This is a genomic window from Janthinobacterium sp. PSPC1-1, from assembly GCF_049897625.1.
Classification (GTDB): Bacteria; Pseudomonadota; Gammaproteobacteria; order Burkholderiales; family Burkholderiaceae_D; genus Janthinobacterium; species Janthinobacterium tructae.
Genome location: NZ_JAFCWP010000006.1, coordinates 22,711 through 38,064, shown reverse-complemented (window position 1 = coordinate 38,064; position 15,354 = coordinate 22,711). Strand labels below are relative to the sequence as shown.

Genomic DNA, 15,354 nt, shown 5'->3' with positions numbered 1-15,354 from the left:
ATCATACGTCATCGCCTTCCCACTCTTGACCAAGGATTAGCATGAAAGCCATCGCCTACCACCACAGCCTGCCCATCACGGATGCGGACGCCCTGCTCGATATCGAGCTGCCCACACCCGTCGCCACAGGGCGCGACCTGCTCGTCGCCGTCAAGGCCATCTCCGTCAACCCCGTCGACACCAAGGTGCGCAAGAACCGCGCGCCGCAAGAAGGCCAGCCGGAAGTGCTGGGCTGGGATGCGGCCGGCGTCGTCACCGCCGTCGGCCCCGACGTCACCCTGTTCCAGGTCGGCGACAAGGTCTGGTACGCGGGGGCCATCAACCGCCCCGGCAGCAACAGCGAATTTCAATTAGTCGACGAGCGCATCGTCGGCCACATGCCCGCCAGCCTGGACTTTGCTCCCGCCGCCGCCCTGCCCTTGACGGCGATTACGGCCTGGGAATTGCTGTTCGACCGCCTGCAACTCAGCCGCGACAAGAACCTTACGGGCAAGTCGCTGCTGGTGATCGGCGCGGCCGGCGGCGTCGGCTCCGTGCTGGTGCAGTTGGCGCGGCAATTGACGGGTGTCACCATCATCGGCACGGCCTCGCGCGCGGAAACGGCCGACTGGGTCAGGGAACTGGGCGCCCACCACGTGATCGACCACAGCTTGCCGCTGGCAGGGGAAATCACGCGCCTGGGCTTGCCGCCCGTCGATTACGTCATCAGCCTGAACCAGACGGACAAGCATTTCGAGCAGATCGTCGAACTGATCGCGCCGCAAGGCAAGTTCGCCCTGATCGACGACCCCGAGCACATCGACGTGCGCAAGTTCAAGGGCAAGAGCGTGTCGCTGCACTGGGAACTGATGTTTACCCGTTCGCTGTTCCAGACGGCCGACATGATCCAGCAGCATGACTTGCTGGAAGAACTGGCGCAGCTGGTGGATGCAGGCACCATCAAGACCACCCTGGCCGAGCGCTTCGGCACGATCAATGCAGCAAATTTGAAGCGCGCGCATGCCCTGCTGGAAAGCAACACGGCAAAAGGGAAAATCGTGCTGGAAAACTTTAACTAATCAGGTAATCAAAATAGCCCGGAAATCATTGACGTTCGTCAAGGTCGGGCCAGTGATCACGGAATCTCCCAGCGCCTGGAAGAAGCCGTGGCCATCGTTGTTGTCGAGGCTCTCGCGCGGTTTGATACCCAGCGCCCAGGCGCGCTGCAAGGTGTCCGGCGCCAGAACCGCGCCGGCGATGTCTTCCTGGCCGTCGACGCCATCCGTGTCGCCCGCCAGCGCGTGGATGCCTTCCTGCCCGTCCAGCGCGATGCCCAGCGCCAGCAAAAATTCCACGTTGCGTCCACCGCGCCCGTTGCCGCGCACGGTGACCGTCGTTTCGCCGCCCGACAGCAGCACGCACGGGGCGGGAAACGGCTGACCCCGCAAGACCGTTTGCAGCGCGATGCCAGCCATGACTTTGCCCACGTCGCGCGCCTCGCCTTCCAGGCTATCGCCCAATATATACGGCGTGACGCCGGCCGCGCGCGCCACGCCAGCGGCTGCTTCCAGGGCCATCTGCGGCGTGGCGATCAGGGTCGTCTGCGTGCGCGCCAGACGCGGATCGTCGGGTTTCACGGATTCGCCACGCCCGCTTTCCAGCACCGCGCGCAAGCTGTTCGGCAAGTCCATGCCGTAGCGGCGCACGATGGCCAGCGCGTCCTCGCAGGTCGTCGCGTCGCCCACCGTGGGGCCGGAAGCGATATCGCCCAGCTTGTCGCCGGGCACGTCGGAAATGGCCAGGGTGATGACTTGGGCCGGATGGCAGGCGGCCGCCAGCCTGCCGCCCTTGATGGCGGACAAATGGCGGCGCACGCAATTCATTTCGCCGATAGTAGCGCCCGACGCCAGCAGCGCGCGGTTCAAGGCTTGCTTGTCTTCCAATGTAATGCCGTCCAGCGGCAAGGCCAGCAGCGACGAGCCGCCGCCCGAAATCAAACACAGCACCGTATCGTCGGCCTGCAAGTTGGCGACCAGATCGAGCATGCGCTGCGCGGCCTGCATGCCGGCAGAGTCCGGCACGGGGTGCGACGCTTCCACGATTTCGATGCGCTCGCACGGCACGGTGTAACCGTAGCGCGTCACCACGAGGCCAGACAACGGCCCCGGCCAGTGCCGCTCCACGGCTTGCGCCATGGCGGCCGACGCCTTGCCGGCGCCGATAACGATCAGCCGCCCCTTGGGCGCGGGCGGCAGATGGGGCGGTATGCAGTGCGATGGCTGGGCTGCTTCGATGGCGGCCTGAAACATGGCTTGCAGCAAGGCGCGCGGCGCTGGGGTCGTCGTCATGGTGTTTCCTCCGGTATCCGAACCCGATCATAGCAGGGACGGCGCCGTCCGGAGGCTACAATGGCGGCTTGATCACGAGCAGGAATGCAATGAGCGACGCCATCGAATGGACCAGTCTAGCCCGCACTTTCGGGCTGTTTACCGTCACGGCCGTGGCTGAACTGCTGGGCTGCTACCTGCCCATGCTGTGGCTGAGCAACAAGGGCAGCGCGTGGCTGCTGTTGCCGGCCGCCATCAGCCTCTTGATCTTCGTGTGGCTGCTGACCCTGCATCCAGCCGCCAGCGGCAGGGTGTATGCCACGTATGGCGCCATCTATATCGCCACGGCGCTGGGATGGCTGTGGCTGGTGGACGGCATCACGCCGGCCTGGACGGATATCACCGGCGTGGGCCTGGCCCTGGCCGGCGCCGCCATCATTGCCATGGGGCACAAGACGGCTTGATGTGCATCAGGCACCGTGCGCGCGGAAGTTCGTTTCCGCCGACCACACGGCGCTGGCGCGGGCCAGCAACACGGCTTCGCCATCGGCCAGCCAGTCGTCCGCATCGGCAATCTTCCACATGGCTTGCAGCAATTTGCGGCGCAAGTCCGGATCATCGATTTCATCGAGCAGGCTGTCGATCACGCCATTGGCCAGTTGCACGGCGCCATGCACGGTCGAGGTCAGCATGTCGTCGCACAAGTCTTGCAGCAACTGTTGAAAAGCGGCCGGCGCCAGGTCGATATGCTCGAGGATCTTGCTGCGGTGCATGGCTTGCAGCTCGGCGCTGGCCAGGTTGCCATCGACTACCATCATCAGGGCCAGAATACGTCCCGCTGCCTGGGGACTGTTCGCTTCATAAGTACGCATGATTTTCTACTCTTTCTATTAGTCAATTAAAAGGCACGCCACCGCCAGGCGGGGCGCGCCGTACTGCATTTACTTCTTGTCGCTGCGGGTGATGAACACGCTCGCCACGCAGCTCGATACGATCAGCACTGCCACCACCAGCAACGACGCTTCCACCGGCACGTGGTACCACGGCATGATCAGCATCTTGGCGCCGATGAACACCAGCACCATCGCCAGGCCATACTTGAGCATGTGGAAGCGGTCAGCCACATCCACCAGCAGGAAGTACAGGGCACGCAAGCCCATGATGGCGAACAGGTTCGACGTGAAGACGATGAACGGGTCCGTCGTGATGGCGAAAATCGCCGGGATCGAGTCGACCGCAAACACCAGGTCCGTCACCTCGATCAGGATCAGCACCAGGAACAGCGGCGTGACATAGCGCAAACCGCCTTTTGCCACGAAGAAACGCTCGCCGTGGTCGCCATCGGCTACCCGCAAGTGGCGGCGGGCAAAACGCAACACGGGGTTGTTCGCCACGTCCGGCTCTGAGTCGGCCGCCACCAGCATGCGCATGCCGGTAATCAACAGGAAGGCGCCAAACAGGTACAGCACCCAGCTGAACTCGCTTACCACCCATGCACCGGCCATGATCATCACGGCACGCATGACGATCGCACCCAGCACGCCATAAATCAACACGCGGCGCTGGTACTGGATCGGCACCTGGAAGGCGCTGAAGATCAGCAGGAAGACGAACACGTTATCGACCGACAGCGCTTTCTCGATCAGGTAGCCGGAGAAAAATTCCAGCGCCTTCTGATTGGCGATCTCGGGTCCGGCCGTGCCGTTCAGATACCACCACAGGCCACCGTTGAACAGCAGGGCCAGGCTGACCCACACCAGCGACCACGTCGCCGCTTCCTTGACGCTGACCTTGTGCGCCTTGTTGCCGCCAAAGACGAACAAGTCCAGCGCCAGCATCGCCAGGACAAAGGCGATGAAGCCGGCCCACATGGGTGCCGTTGCAATACTCTCCAGGCCGTTCATCGGTGGCCTCCGCAACTGTCTGTTTCTATCCTGATGACCATGGCACTCTCCTTGCATGAATTGAGCAGCCATCATAGTCTGAATATAAACATCGAACAAATCGAATATAATTTACGAATACATCGAAAAATTCGATGTATTAACTTCAGGGAAAAGCATGTCGACACTCAATTTCAAGCACTTGCGCTATTTCTGGATGGTGGCCAAGACGGGCAGCATCGCGCGCGCGGCCGAACAGCTGCACCTGACGCCACAATCGATCTCCGGGCAGCTCAGCGAATTTGCCGACACCCTGGGCGTGGAATTGTTCCGCCGCAGCGGGCGCCAGCTGGAATTGACGGACACGGGCCGGCGCATCCTCAGCCATGCCGAAAATATTTTCAACACGGGCGATGAATTGCTGGAAATCGTGCGCGACCAATCGCGCACGGCGACGACGACGTTTCGCGTGGGCTGCGCCGATTCCGTCTCAAAACTGATCGCTTGCCGCCTCGTCGCGCCGGCGCTGGGCCTGGCCGAACCGCTGCGCATCATTTGCCGCGAAGGCCGGCTGGCCAGCCTGCTGGCGGATCTGGCCGTGCACCGGCTCGACCTGATCATGGCGGACCGCCCCATGCCCGCCCATTTGAGCGTGCGCGGCTTTAACCATTTGCTCGGTGAAAGCGGCATGACCCTGTTCGGCACACCAGCGCTGGCCGCCACCCTGAGCGGGGGCTTCCCCGAATGCCTGGACGGCGCGCCGCTGCTGCTGCCGGGCGAAGACTTCGCCATTTACGGGCGCTTGCTGCAATGGCTCGGCGACAACCATCTGCACCCGCGCATCGTGGGCGAATTCGACGACAGCGCCATGATGAAGGCCTTCGGCCAGTCCGGCGCCGGCCTGTTCTTTGCCCCCACCGTCATCGCGCCCCAGGTGTGCGAGCAATATGCCGTGGTGGCGCTGGGCCGGGTCGACAGCCTGATCGAGCAAGTGTATGCGATCACCACGGAACGGCGCCTGAGCCACCCCGCCACCATCGCCATCAGCCAGAGCGCGCGGCACGAGCTGTTCGTGTAAGCCAGATTCAATCGCTGACGACGATTTTCCCCGGCTGCCCGCCCCGCTGCAGCAGCGCATGCGCGCGCAACACGGTGGCCGCGTCCATCGGCGACAAACGCTGCCGCAGCGTGTGGCGCAGCACGCCCTCGTCCAGCAGCGCCGCCACGCGGGTCAGGATACGCTGCTGTTCCTGCATATCGTCGGTAGCATACAAGGACCGCGTAAACACCATTTCCCAGTGCAAGGAAACACTTTTCCCCTTCAGCGGCGCCGCGTCAAAAGCATCGTGGTCGTCGATGACGGCCAACTTGCCGTGCGGCGCGATGAGCTCCACCAATTCCGCGAAGTGACTCGCCGTATGCGACAGCGCGGCGATATGGCACACCGGCGCTACGTTCAATGCCGCCACCTGCGCCGGCAGGGGCAAAGTATGGTCGATCACGTGATGCGCGCCCATGGCGCGGCACCAGTGGGCGCTATCGCCGCGCGAGGCCGTGGCGATCACCGTCAACCCTGTCAACTGGCGCGCCAGTTGCGTCAGCACGGAACCGACGCCGCCCGCGCCACCGAGCACCAGCAGGCTGCCCCGCGGCTGCCGGTCGCCGGGCGTGATGGCAAAACGCTCGAACAGCAGCTGCCACGCCGTCAGCGCCGCCAGCGGCACGCTGGCCGCCTGCGCAAAATCCAGGGTCGCCGGCATGCGCGCGGCGATGCGCTCGTCGACCAAGTGGTACTCGGCATTGGCGCCCGCGCGGTCGAAGGAGCCTGCGTAATACACGGCTTGCCCAGGCGCGAACAGGGTGACTTCGCTGCCCACCGCATGCACGATGCCGGCCACATCCCAGCCCAGCGTGACGACACGCTCGGGCACGTCTACCCGCCCGGCGCGCACCTTGGTGTCGAGCGGGTTGACGCCCACGGCGCGCACTTGCACCAGCACCTCGCGCGGGCCGGGCTCGGGCATCTCTCCCGTCATATCGAACAAGCCATCCTCGTCGTCCACGCTGCTGCCCTTCTTGAAACCGATCATCTTCATTGCATGCTCCCAAGTAAATCTGCATGGTAAGCAGCCACGCGAGAAAGAAAAATATGCTTCAATGCGTTTCACACCTGACCAAACTGTCATGAATCATGCAAAACCAAGACATCGATAACCTCTCCGGCGTGGCCCTGTTCGTGCAACTGGCCCAGGCGGGCAGCTTTGTCGCCGCAGCGCGCCAGGCCGGCATTTCGCCCTCGGCCGTCAGCAAGAGCCTGGCCCGGCTCGAGCAGCGGCTGGGCGCGCGCCTGTTCCAGCGCAGCACGCGCCAGTTGAGCCTGACAGCGGAAGGCAAGCTCTTCCTCGCACGCAGCGAACGCATCCTGGCGGAAATGCAGGCAGCGCAAGAGGAGCTGGCGGGCCAGCGCGCGCCGCGCGGCCGTCTGCGCCTGGGCTTGCCGGAACTGGGCGGCCTGTTCCTGCCCGCGCTGTCCGCATTTTCCCGGCAGCACCCCGCCATTGCGCTGGACCTGGACTTTTCCGACGCGCTGGCCGATGTCGTCGGCGACGGCTTGGACGCCGTCATCCGCATCGGCGCACCACGCGATTCGCGCCTGGCCGCGCGCAAGCTGGGCCAGTTCCGCTCCTGCCTCGTGGCCTCGCCCGCCTACCTGGCGCGCCACGGCACGCCCAGCCACCCTCTGGAGCTGCAACAACATGCTTGCCTGCACTACCGCTTCCGCCACAGCGGCAAGATCGAACAGTGGCAGCTGCGCCAGGAAGCCGAGGTGCCGATGCCAGACTTGCCTTTGTCCATGGTGTGCAACAACGTCGAAGCGCGTTTGCACTTCGCGCGGCAAGGCCTGGGCATCGCCTGGCTGCCCGATTTTCATGTGCGCAACGCGCTGGCCGACGGCAGCCTGGTCGAAGTGCTGAGGGACTACGCGATCGCCGACCATCTGGCCCACAGTTGCTGGCTGCTGTGGCCGTCCGGACCGCACCTGGCGCCGAAAGTGCGCGCCCTCGTCGATTTCCTGGCAGAAACAGACATACTGTTGCCAGCAGCCCACGGAAGATGAGGTTGAAATACATTTGAACAAATACATCTATATAATGACAAGTCTTCCCGACGCCCTGCGCGCCCCTTCCTGGACTTGCCGCAATGAAGCACTTGCACGACATCCCCTCTGCCTTCAAGCATGAATTTGCCAACCCGCGCCTGTGGTGGTCGCGTGCCGTCGTCGTCGGCATGGCCGCCATCGCGGGCCTCGTCGTCGTCGGCTTTACATGGCTGGCGGAGGAAGCGCTGGACCTGTTTCTCTTTTTTAACGGCAAGGCCTGGTGGTTCGCCCTGCTGTGGACACCGGCCTGCGCCGCCCTGCTGGTCTGGCTGACGCGCCGCTACGCCATGGGTGCGGCCGGTTCCGGCATCCCGCAAGTGATGGCCACCCTGGACCCGGCCGTGGCACCCGAGCAGCGCTCGCTGTTCGTGTCCCTGAAACTGAGTGCCGCGAAAATCGTCCTGACGGCGGGCGGCTTGCTGGGGGGACTCTCGCTGGGGCGCGAAGGGCCGTCCGTGCAAATCGCCGCCGGCGTGATGCTGGCCGCGCGCCGCCTGCTGCCCCGCCACTCTCAGGTGAGCGCCCATTCCCTGCTGGTGGCCGGTGGCGCGGCCGGCATCGCGGCCGCCTTCAACACGCCGCTGGCGGGCGTCATGTTTGCCATCGAAGAACTGTCACGCTCGCCCGAGCAGCGCAACAGCGGCCTCATCGTCGCCGGCATCGTGCTGGCCGGCATGATGGCCGTCTCCATCCACGGCAACGCCACCCACTTCGGCATCATCCATCCCGGCCCCATCGGCCTGGCCTTGGCCCTGCCAGGTTTACTCGTGACCCTGGTCGCGGGTGTGGCCGGCGGCCTGTTTGCGCGGCTGCTATTGGCGTCCGCCCGCGGCAACCCGCTGGGGAAATTGTCTGCGTGGAGAAAGGGCCGTCCCGTGCTGTTCGCCGCCGTCTGCGGTTTGCTGGTGGCGGCCATCGGCATCGCCAGCCACGGCGCCACGTTCGGTAGCGGCACCGTGGCCACGCGCGCCATGCTGGAAGGCTCGTCCGAGGCAGCCCCCGCCTTTGTCGCCTTCAAATATGTGGCGACGTGGCTGACCGTGTGGTCGGGCGTGCCGGCCGGCATCTTTGCACCGTCGCTAGCCATCGGCGCCGGCATCGGCCACGATATCGCCGTGCTGCTGCACTACCCACACGCGCCGGCCCTGATCGCACTGGGCATGGTGGGTTTCCTGGCCGCCGCCACGCAAGCGCCGCTGACGGCGTTTATCATTGTCATGGAAATGGTTGACGGCCACGGCATGGTGCTGAGCCTGATGGCCTGCGCCGTGGTGGCCAGCACCGTCTCGCGCGTGCTCAGCGAACCGCTGTACGGAGCGCTGGCGCAATTGCAGCTGCAACGGCTGCCAGCGCCGCCGAACTAGAAATGGCTGCAGGGGCGCAGCAAGCGGCCGTCCTGCCATGCGCAGACGGTACGCGTGCCATCCTCGGCCCAGTTACGCTCCAGGCCGTGCTTGCGCCCGTCGAGATACTCCACGGCATGCCGCGGCGTGCCATCGTCGCGCCAGCTTTGCGTGCTCAGCATGACGCCATCCTCGAACAGGTTTTTCTGGTCCAGCTGACCATTTGCGAAATACAGCAGCGACCAGCCCTGCGGCTTGCCATGCAGGAAATTGAGGCGCGACTTTTCGCGGCCGTCCGGCCACCAGGTCTGGTGCAGGCCATTGCGCTGACCTTCCAGATACGGCCCCCCGCTCGGCCAGCCGACCGTTCGGATGAAACGCTTGCGCCTCGCCCGACAGCACGCCGTCGGCAAAATGCGCGCGGTTGCTGATCTGGCCCTGCTCGTCAAAGCTCAGGTACTCGCCATCGGCGGGCTGGCCCGCGTGATACAGCAAGGCATGACTCAGCTGGCCATTCGCATGATAGTGGCTATGCAAGCCCTCGTACTCGCCGTCGCGGTAAGCCTTGCGGCTTTTTACTGTTCCATCCGCATGGTAGGCGACGTTCACGCCATCGAAGTCGCCCTCCCCATTGCGCTCTTCCAGCAGGGCCACCTGGCCATCGGCGAAATACACGCTGCGCTGATAGGTGTAGCGGGGCGACTCCAGGTCCATGCTGCGCAGCCAGGCATCCATGTGCAGCTTGCCTGGCGGCTGCGCGAAATGCAGCTGCCAATGCCAGGCCTGGCGGGCCGCATCGTGGCGCAGTGGCGCGCGCTGCTCGTACACGGCAGCAGCGGCTGTGGCGGGCTGGTAATCCGCGTCAAAATACAGGGCAGCTGGCGCCTGCCCGGAAGGCAAGGCCGGGTTGGCAATGGACATGGGAGGGGAACCGGCCAGGATGGCGGCCAGCAAAACGGAAGTGAATATCTTCAATGCATGCTTTCATCAACGCTGCGACGGCGCCGATGATAATGGCAAGCGGAGCGCTCCAGCCACACGCTTGCGCGTCACTACATGGTGAAAGGAAACGGCTGCATGCCCGCCTGGCGGTCGTCTGGGGCGACGATGGCCAGCAAGGCGTTCAAGCCCTGGTTCAGGTGCGCCAGGCTGTCGGGGTCCAGCTGGGCCAGCGCGCTGGGCAGCAAGCCGCGCGCCGGCTGCGGTGCGCCGGCGATCACGGCCTGGCCCTCCGCCGTCAGGGTCAGCGTGACCACGCGCTGGTCAGGCTGGTCGCGCGCCTTGCGTACATAGGTTTTTTTCACCAGCGCATCGACCAGGTTGCTGGCCGTCGTCTGGTGGATCGACATCTTGCCGGCCAGCTCGCCCATGCGCAGGCCTGGGCGCTCCAGCAATTCCTGCATCACCCACAATTGCGCGCCCGATACACCGCATTGCTTCTCGATCTGCGCCGAGTGCCGCTGCGCCGCGCGCATGACGACGCGCATGTTTTGCAAGGCCATGCCCTGTGCCCGGGCCACCGCCGAAACTTCCGCTTCCACCACCATTGCCTCCAGTTGTCAGACCCGGCTGCGCGCCTGCTGGCGGGCCGGAATCCCTGCATGATACCTGCAAAGACGTTCGCGCCCCTACTGCCTATAGCCCGGCAGGCACTGGCGCTCCCGCCTGCCAAGCCTTCTCCCACACCTGCTTGCCCCGCTTGTCCCAGCGGCGCTCGATGCCCTGCTTCTTGCCATGCTCATACGGCACAAGCTGCAGCAGGCTGCCGTCGCTGGCCCAGACTTGCAGCAAGCCATGTCGCTGGCCATCGCGCATGGGGACGACCTTGGCGCGCACGCCATTGTCATACCATTCCGTGACATCGCCCTGCTCGCGCCCTTGCGCATCCTGCTGCCAGGCGATCGACGGCTTGCCGTTGCTGCCCCACTTCTGCATGCTGAGCAGCTTGCCCTTGCGGTACAGGGCCTTTTGCGCCAGCTGGCCATTGTCATGGCTTTCAAACGACCAGCCATCGGCTTCGCCATCCACCCAGACCTTGCGCGCGAGCACCTTGCCATCCTCGGCCAGGGTGAGGAACTCGCCATCCTGCTTGTCATGGATAAAATGACTGCGCTGGAACAGCTTGCCATCGGCGTAAAACACTTCCTGCAAGCCATGCATCTTGCCGCCTTTCAGGAAGGCGTGGCTGCTCATCTTGCCATTCGGCCCGTACGACACGTACTCGCCATCGGCCATCTGCTTGCCGTGGTAGCGGATGCGGTTCATCAGCTGGCCATTTTCATGGTACGTCTCGACAATCCGGTCGCGCCCATTTGGCAGCAGGGTCACCTTTTGCTTGAGCTGGCCGTTGTCATAGAACGACGTATCGCCCTGCGCCGCCAGCGGCAAGGCAATCAACGCCGCCAGCAGCGCCAGGCGCATGGTCCGCATAGTCCGTCGATATGACATGCGATCCCCTACTTCGCCGCCACCGGCTGGCCATCCTGCCACGCCTGTTCCAGCACCAGCTTGCCGGCCTGGTCCCACTGACGCTCGATGCCGTGCTTCTTGCCGTGTTCGTAAGGCACGATCTGCCGCAGGCTGCCATCGCTGTACCAGGTCTGCAGCAAGCCGTGGCGCTGGCCTTCGACAAATGGGGTCACGCTGGCGCGCACGCCGTTGGCATGCCAGTCCGTCGTGTCGCCATGGTCGCGCCCCTGCGCATCTTTCTGCCAGGCAAACACGGGCCGGCCATTCGGACCCCACGTTTGCAAGCTGAGCACGGCACCTTTCTGGTACAGCGACTTGTTCGACACGACGCCATTGCCATGGCTTTCAAACGACCAGCCGTCCGGCTGGCCGTGCACCCACACGGTCCTGGCCAGCACACTGCCATCCTGCGCATACGTGACAAACTCGCCCTCGCGCTTGCCATCGACGAACTGTCCCCGTTGGAACAGCTTGCCATCCGCATAAAACGATTCCTGCACGCCATGCATCTCGCCATTGCGTCGATACGACCGGCTGCTGACGGCGCCATTCGCGCCATACGACACTTGCTCGCCATCGGCCATCTCGTCGCCGTGATACAGCGTCTTGTGCGCCAGCTGGCCATTCTCGTGATACGTTTCCGAGATGCTGTCGCGCCCGTTCGGCAAGGCGGTCACCCGCTGCTGGACCTGGCCATTCTCGAAGTACACGCAGCCACCGAGCAGTTCCTCGCCCTGGGCATTGAAATAGGTTTCGCGCAGCAGCTGGCCATTCTCGTAGTAGGACTTGCGAAAACGCACGAACTTGATCTGACTCAAGTCCAGGTCCGTGGAATAGGTTTCGAAGGCCAGTACGCCCGGCGTGTCGGGAAATTCTAGCCGTACATGCCAGGCGCCCAGCGCCTCGTCGCGCACGGGCGGCGTGCGCAGCGCGTACACGGCGCGGCGCTGATTGCTCGGCATGAAATTTTCATCCAGATACATGCTGTGGTCTTCCTCCTGTAAGGTTGGCGTTGCCGCCGCCGGCTGTTCCTGTGCCGCCAGCGGCAAGGCCAGGGCCATGCCCAGCAGTGCTGCCAGTGCCGCGCGCGTCGTCTGTGGTGTGTGCATTGTGTTCCGTTGCGATGTTATTGTGCGGCTGCCATCATAATGGAAGGCAACGTTTTCCCCTGTCACGAAAGAAAGCCATGCACTTGCCCGCCGCCCCCAGCGACACCCGGATACTGGACATCATCGACGCCTGGATCGCCGACCTGGCGCGCGGCGATTACGCGTGTGCCCATGCGCGCACCGCGCACGACGCGTATTACGGCTGGACGCCGGCGCTGCTGCGCGCCGTGATCGAAGGGTATGGTTCGCCGGAGCCGTATGCGGATGGCACGGTGTATCGCGTCACGCCGGTGGCGCTGGCCAGCGGCGCGCCGCATGAACGCTGCGTCGAGCGCCCTGACGGCCAGGATGGCGCTGCGACGATTGCCGAAGCGCGCCATTCCCTGCCCCTGAACGGCGCCTGGTCGGACCTGACTGCCACCTTTCGCGTGGAAAGCGCGGCGTCGGGCGCCACGCTGGTATTACAGGACATTCACGTGTTCTAAGACTCTAAGCCGCGCCATTCTTGACGGGAGACAACTGGCTCGCATGCAGCCGCGCATACGCGCCGCCCTGCTGCAGCAAGGCGGCATGACTGCCCGACTCCACCAGGCGCCCGCCCTGCATGACGACGATACGGTCGGCGCTTTCGATGGTGGACAGCCTGTGGGCGATGACGATGGTGGTGCGGTTGCGCATCAGCACTTCCAGCGCCGCCTGCACCGAACGCTCCGACTCCGTGTCCAGCGCGCTGGTGGCTTCGTCGAGCAGCAGAATCGGCGCGTCCTTGTACAGGGCGCGGGCGATGGCCAGGCGCTGGCGTTGCCCGCCCGACAGGCGCGAACCGTTCTGGCCCGCCTGCGTTTCATAACCTTGCGGCAACTGCATGATGAAGTCGTGCGCGTAGGCGGCGCGCGCCGACGCTTCGATTCTGTCCTGGTCCGGGGCCGGGTCGCCATACGCGATATTCGCCGCCATCGTGTCGTTGAACAAAATCACATCCTGGCTGACGAGGGCGAACTGGCGCCGCAGGGCCAGCAGCGCGTAGTCGCGCAGGTCGACGCCGTCGAGCAGGATCTGGCCGCCGCTGACGTCGTAAAAGCGCGGCAGCAAGCCCAGCAAGGTCGTCTTGCCGCCGCCCGAGCCGCCTACCAGGGCCACCGTTTCGCCCGCACGGATGTCGAGCGTGATATCGCTCAAGGCCGTGGGCGCATCGGGATCGTCGCTGTTGTAGCGGAAGTGGACGTTTCGCAAGGACAGATTGCCCTGCACGGCCACCGGCGCGATGCTGCCCGGGTCCGGTTCCAGCGGCGTGTCGATCAGGCCGAAGACGGATTCGGCCGCCGCCAGGCCCCGCTGCAGCGGCTCATTGATCTTCGTTAAATTCTTGATCGGCGACTGCATCGCCATCAGCGCTCCCATGAAGGCGACGAAGGCGCCCGGCGTGATGGCGCCGCTTTGCGCGCGCAGCATGGCAAAGTAAATCACGGAAGACAAGGTAATGCCGACGAGCATCATGATGAAGCCGGAATTCATGGCCGAGGTGGCGGCATGCTTGACGGCCAGCTGGCGGTTGCGCTTGACGACGTCGACGAAGCGCGCCTGTTCATAATCCTGCCCGCCAAAGATTTTCACCACGCGCTGGCCAGCGATGCTTTCGTCCAGCACGGACGTCAGCTCGCCCACGGCTTGCTGCGAACTCTTGCTCAGGTGGCGCATGCGGCGTCCCGCCAGGGTCACGACGATGGCCACGATGGGCATCGAGGCCATGCAGAACAGCGCCAGTTTCACGTCGATGCTGAACAGCAGGATCAGGTAGCCGATGGTGGCGACGGAATCGCGCACCATCACGTTGAGCACGTTCAAGCCCGCCTGCGACACCTGGCTGGCGTCGAAGGCCACGCGCGACTGCGTCAGGCTGGTGGTGGTGGTATCGAAGAAGCGGCTGGGCAGGCGCATGATGGTGGCGAACATTTTTTCGCGCAAATCGGCCTGCACCCGGCTCGATAGCCATACGGAACCGTAGTCGCCGGCAAAGCTCGACACCATGCGCAGCACGGCCAGACCCAGGATGGTGGCGGGAATCACCCACAAATCGACCTGTCCAGCCTGTGCCGGCAGGAAACGGTCGACCCAGCCCTGCAGCATGCCCATCACGCCGGACACGGGCGCGACCTGCTCGCTGGCCGTCGTGCGCATGGCGTCGACGACGTTTTGCAACTGGCGGATTAACAACACATCGGTGGCGGACGCCACGCCGACAGCCAGCAAGGTGGCGGCAACGATGGCGCCATAGCGGCGAAACTGGCCGGCCAGGCGGAAAAACAGGAGGCGACTTTGCTGCATGCAGGTGAGAAAAGTAAGGGTAAAGCGTGATTCTAACCGCTGCCAGACTTACCTAGAGGAAAGTCGCACCTTGCCGGTGCAGAACCGGCAAGGGCAATGCACGGGCAATCAGCTCTTCGCCACTTTCCAGGCGGCCGTGCCGGCCTTGCAGACTTTCAGCTTGAGGGTTTGTTCCTGGCCCTTGGCGCTCAAGCCCACCTGCACCTTGCGGCAGGTTTGCGCGTCCGTCTTTTGCGTGTCGCTGGCCGTGATCTCGGCGGCGATGCGCACGGAATTGCGCAAGCCTTCATTGCTCCATTGCACGGTTTCGCCATCCGTCTTGTCATTGAGTACGTCGGTGACGGCTTTCACGAAGACGGGCTTGTCGTTTTTGTTCAGGTAAGCCATCGGCGTATCGGCCAGGAAACCCAGGCCGACGGCGGAAGCGGAAGCGCTGAAGACGACGCTGCCGAAGATCAGGGCGGACAGCAATGTGGCGGGACGAATACGCATGGAAAACTCCTTGTAAAGTAAAAAATAGGGACAGGACCTGGAACCGCCGGCGCGGCCCTCAGCCGGGATCGGCCGGCGAAATACCCACGGCCAGCAAGGCATCGATGCTGGGCACGAAATAGATCGCCGACGACAGCGGCGTGGAAAAATCCAGCAGCCTGTCCGTCTTGCTGACGCCATCATAGCCTACGCCATACATTTGCCGCAGCATGCCCATGGTCACCGTGATATCGCGGCAGAAACCGACAAATTGACGCCCGCCTCGCC

The 15,354-nt window shown here is 64.1% G+C and carries 16 protein-coding genes and 1 pseudogene; 6 read left to right on the top strand and 11 right to left on the bottom strand.

The window, feature by feature from the left end; genetic code table 11:
- The first annotated feature begins 41 nt into the window (after positions 1-41).
- Positions 42-1,058 carry a zinc-binding alcohol dehydrogenase family protein gene (locus tag ACP7EG_RS19010; RefSeq protein ID WP_426088874.1) on the top strand — a complete coding sequence of 339 codons (1,017 nt, stop codon included), beginning with the start codon at positions 42-44 and terminating at the stop codon, positions 1,056-1,058.
- On the opposite strand, the gene ACP7EG_RS19005 is transcribed toward ACP7EG_RS19010, so the two are convergent.
- On the bottom strand, positions 1,059-2,327 hold the full coding sequence (locus ACP7EG_RS19005) for a glycerate kinase type-2 family protein (protein WP_426088873.1): 1,269 nt from the start codon (positions 2,325-2,327) through the stop codon (positions 1,059-1,061).
- An 89-nt stretch (positions 2,328-2,416) separates the two neighbouring features.
- Between ACP7EG_RS19005 and ACP7EG_RS19000 the strand changes: the two genes are divergently transcribed.
- Complete coding sequence (locus ACP7EG_RS19000) at positions 2,417-2,770, top strand: YnfA family protein (protein ID WP_426088872.1); 354 nt, start codon at positions 2,417-2,419, stop codon at positions 2,768-2,770.
- A gap of 6 nt (positions 2,771-2,776) precedes the next feature.
- Here ACP7EG_RS19000 and ACP7EG_RS18995 read toward each other — a convergent pair whose 3' ends face one another.
- Both ACP7EG_RS18995 and ACP7EG_RS18990 read right to left on the bottom strand, forming a co-directional pair.
- The gene (locus tag ACP7EG_RS18995) at positions 2,777-3,178 is read right to left on the bottom strand and encodes a TerB family tellurite resistance protein (RefSeq protein ID WP_096234556.1); all 402 of its coding nucleotides are present in this window, start codon (positions 3,176-3,178) and stop codon (positions 2,777-2,779) included.
- A gap of 69 nt (positions 3,179-3,247) precedes the next feature.
- Positions 3,248-4,210: a TerC family protein gene (locus tag ACP7EG_RS18990; RefSeq protein ID WP_116743640.1), complete on the bottom strand. Its 963-nt coding sequence runs from the start codon at positions 4,208-4,210 to the stop codon at positions 3,248-3,250.
- 157 nt (positions 4,211-4,367) lie between these two features.
- Between ACP7EG_RS18990 and nhaR the strand changes: the two genes are divergently transcribed.
- On the top strand, positions 4,368-5,267 hold the full coding sequence (gene nhaR / locus ACP7EG_RS18985; protein ID WP_426088871.1) for a transcriptional activator NhaR: 900 nt from the start codon (positions 4,368-4,370) through the stop codon (positions 5,265-5,267).
- A 7-nt stretch (positions 5,268-5,274) separates the two neighbouring features.
- On the opposite strand, the gene ACP7EG_RS18980 is transcribed toward nhaR, so the two are convergent.
- A complete protein-coding gene (locus ACP7EG_RS18980) occupies positions 5,275-6,285 on the bottom strand; it encodes a zinc-binding alcohol dehydrogenase family protein (protein WP_426088870.1) in 1,011 nt (336 codons plus the stop codon).
- 95 nt (positions 6,286-6,380) lie between these two features.
- Between ACP7EG_RS18980 and ACP7EG_RS18975 the strand changes: the two genes are divergently transcribed.
- Both ACP7EG_RS18975 and ACP7EG_RS18970 read left to right on the top strand, forming a co-directional pair.
- Positions 6,381-7,307 carry a LysR family transcriptional regulator gene (locus ACP7EG_RS18975; protein WP_426088869.1) on the top strand — a complete coding sequence of 309 codons (927 nt, stop codon included), beginning with the start codon at positions 6,381-6,383 and terminating at the stop codon, positions 7,305-7,307.
- 83 nt (positions 7,308-7,390) lie between these two features.
- Positions 7,391-8,713 (top strand): chloride channel protein, encoded by a 1,323-nt coding sequence (locus ACP7EG_RS18970; RefSeq protein ID WP_426088868.1) that lies wholly within the window; start codon positions 7,391-7,393, stop codon positions 8,711-8,713.
- Between the two features lie 72 nt (positions 8,714-8,785).
- Here ACP7EG_RS18970 and ACP7EG_RS18965 read toward each other — a convergent pair whose 3' ends face one another.
- The 4 genes from ACP7EG_RS18965 to ACP7EG_RS18950 all read right to left on the bottom strand — a co-directional run bounded on the left by ACP7EG_RS18965 (position 8,786) and on the right by ACP7EG_RS18950 (position 12,270).
- Entirely contained in the window at positions 8,786-9,667 is an 882-nt protein-coding gene (locus tag ACP7EG_RS18965) for a toxin-antitoxin system YwqK family antitoxin (protein ID WP_426088867.1), read from the bottom strand.
- Between the two features lie 77 nt (positions 9,668-9,744).
- Entirely contained in the window at positions 9,745-10,239 is a 495-nt protein-coding gene (locus ACP7EG_RS18960; protein ID WP_426088866.1) for a MarR family winged helix-turn-helix transcriptional regulator, read from the bottom strand.
- Between the two features lie 88 nt (positions 10,240-10,327).
- Positions 10,328-11,122, bottom strand: a complete 795-nt coding sequence (locus ACP7EG_RS18955; RefSeq protein WP_426088865.1) for a toxin-antitoxin system YwqK family antitoxin — start codon at positions 11,120-11,122, stop codon at positions 10,328-10,330.
- 26 nt (positions 11,123-11,148) lie between these two features.
- Positions 11,149-12,270 carry a toxin-antitoxin system YwqK family antitoxin gene (locus ACP7EG_RS18950; protein ID WP_426088864.1) on the bottom strand — a complete coding sequence of 374 codons (1,122 nt, stop codon included), beginning with the start codon at positions 12,268-12,270 and terminating at the stop codon, positions 11,149-11,151.
- 77 nt (positions 12,271-12,347) lie between these two features.
- Here ACP7EG_RS18950 and ACP7EG_RS18945 point away from each other — a divergent pair, with 77 nt between their 5' ends.
- On the top strand, positions 12,348-12,755 hold the full coding sequence (locus ACP7EG_RS18945; protein ID WP_426088863.1) for a hypothetical protein: 408 nt from the start codon (positions 12,348-12,350) through the stop codon (positions 12,753-12,755).
- Positions 12,756-12,759: 4 nt separating this feature from the next.
- Here ACP7EG_RS18945 and msbA read toward each other — a convergent pair whose 3' ends face one another.
- The 3 genes and pseudogenes from msbA to ACP7EG_RS18930 all read right to left on the bottom strand — a co-directional run.
- Positions 12,760-14,595 (bottom strand): lipid A export permease/ATP-binding protein MsbA, encoded by a 1,836-nt coding sequence (msbA, locus tag ACP7EG_RS18940; RefSeq protein WP_426088862.1) that lies wholly within the window; start codon positions 14,593-14,595, stop codon positions 12,760-12,762.
- 108 nt (positions 14,596-14,703) lie between these two features.
- Entirely contained in the window at positions 14,704-15,087 is a 384-nt protein-coding gene (locus tag ACP7EG_RS18935; RefSeq protein ID WP_426088861.1) for a hypothetical protein, read from the bottom strand.
- Between the two features lie 58 nt (positions 15,088-15,145).
- Positions 15,146-15,334 (bottom strand): annotated as a pseudogene (locus tag ACP7EG_RS18930) (hypothetical protein); the annotation flags it as partial.
- Positions 15,335-15,354: the final 20 nt, after the last annotated feature.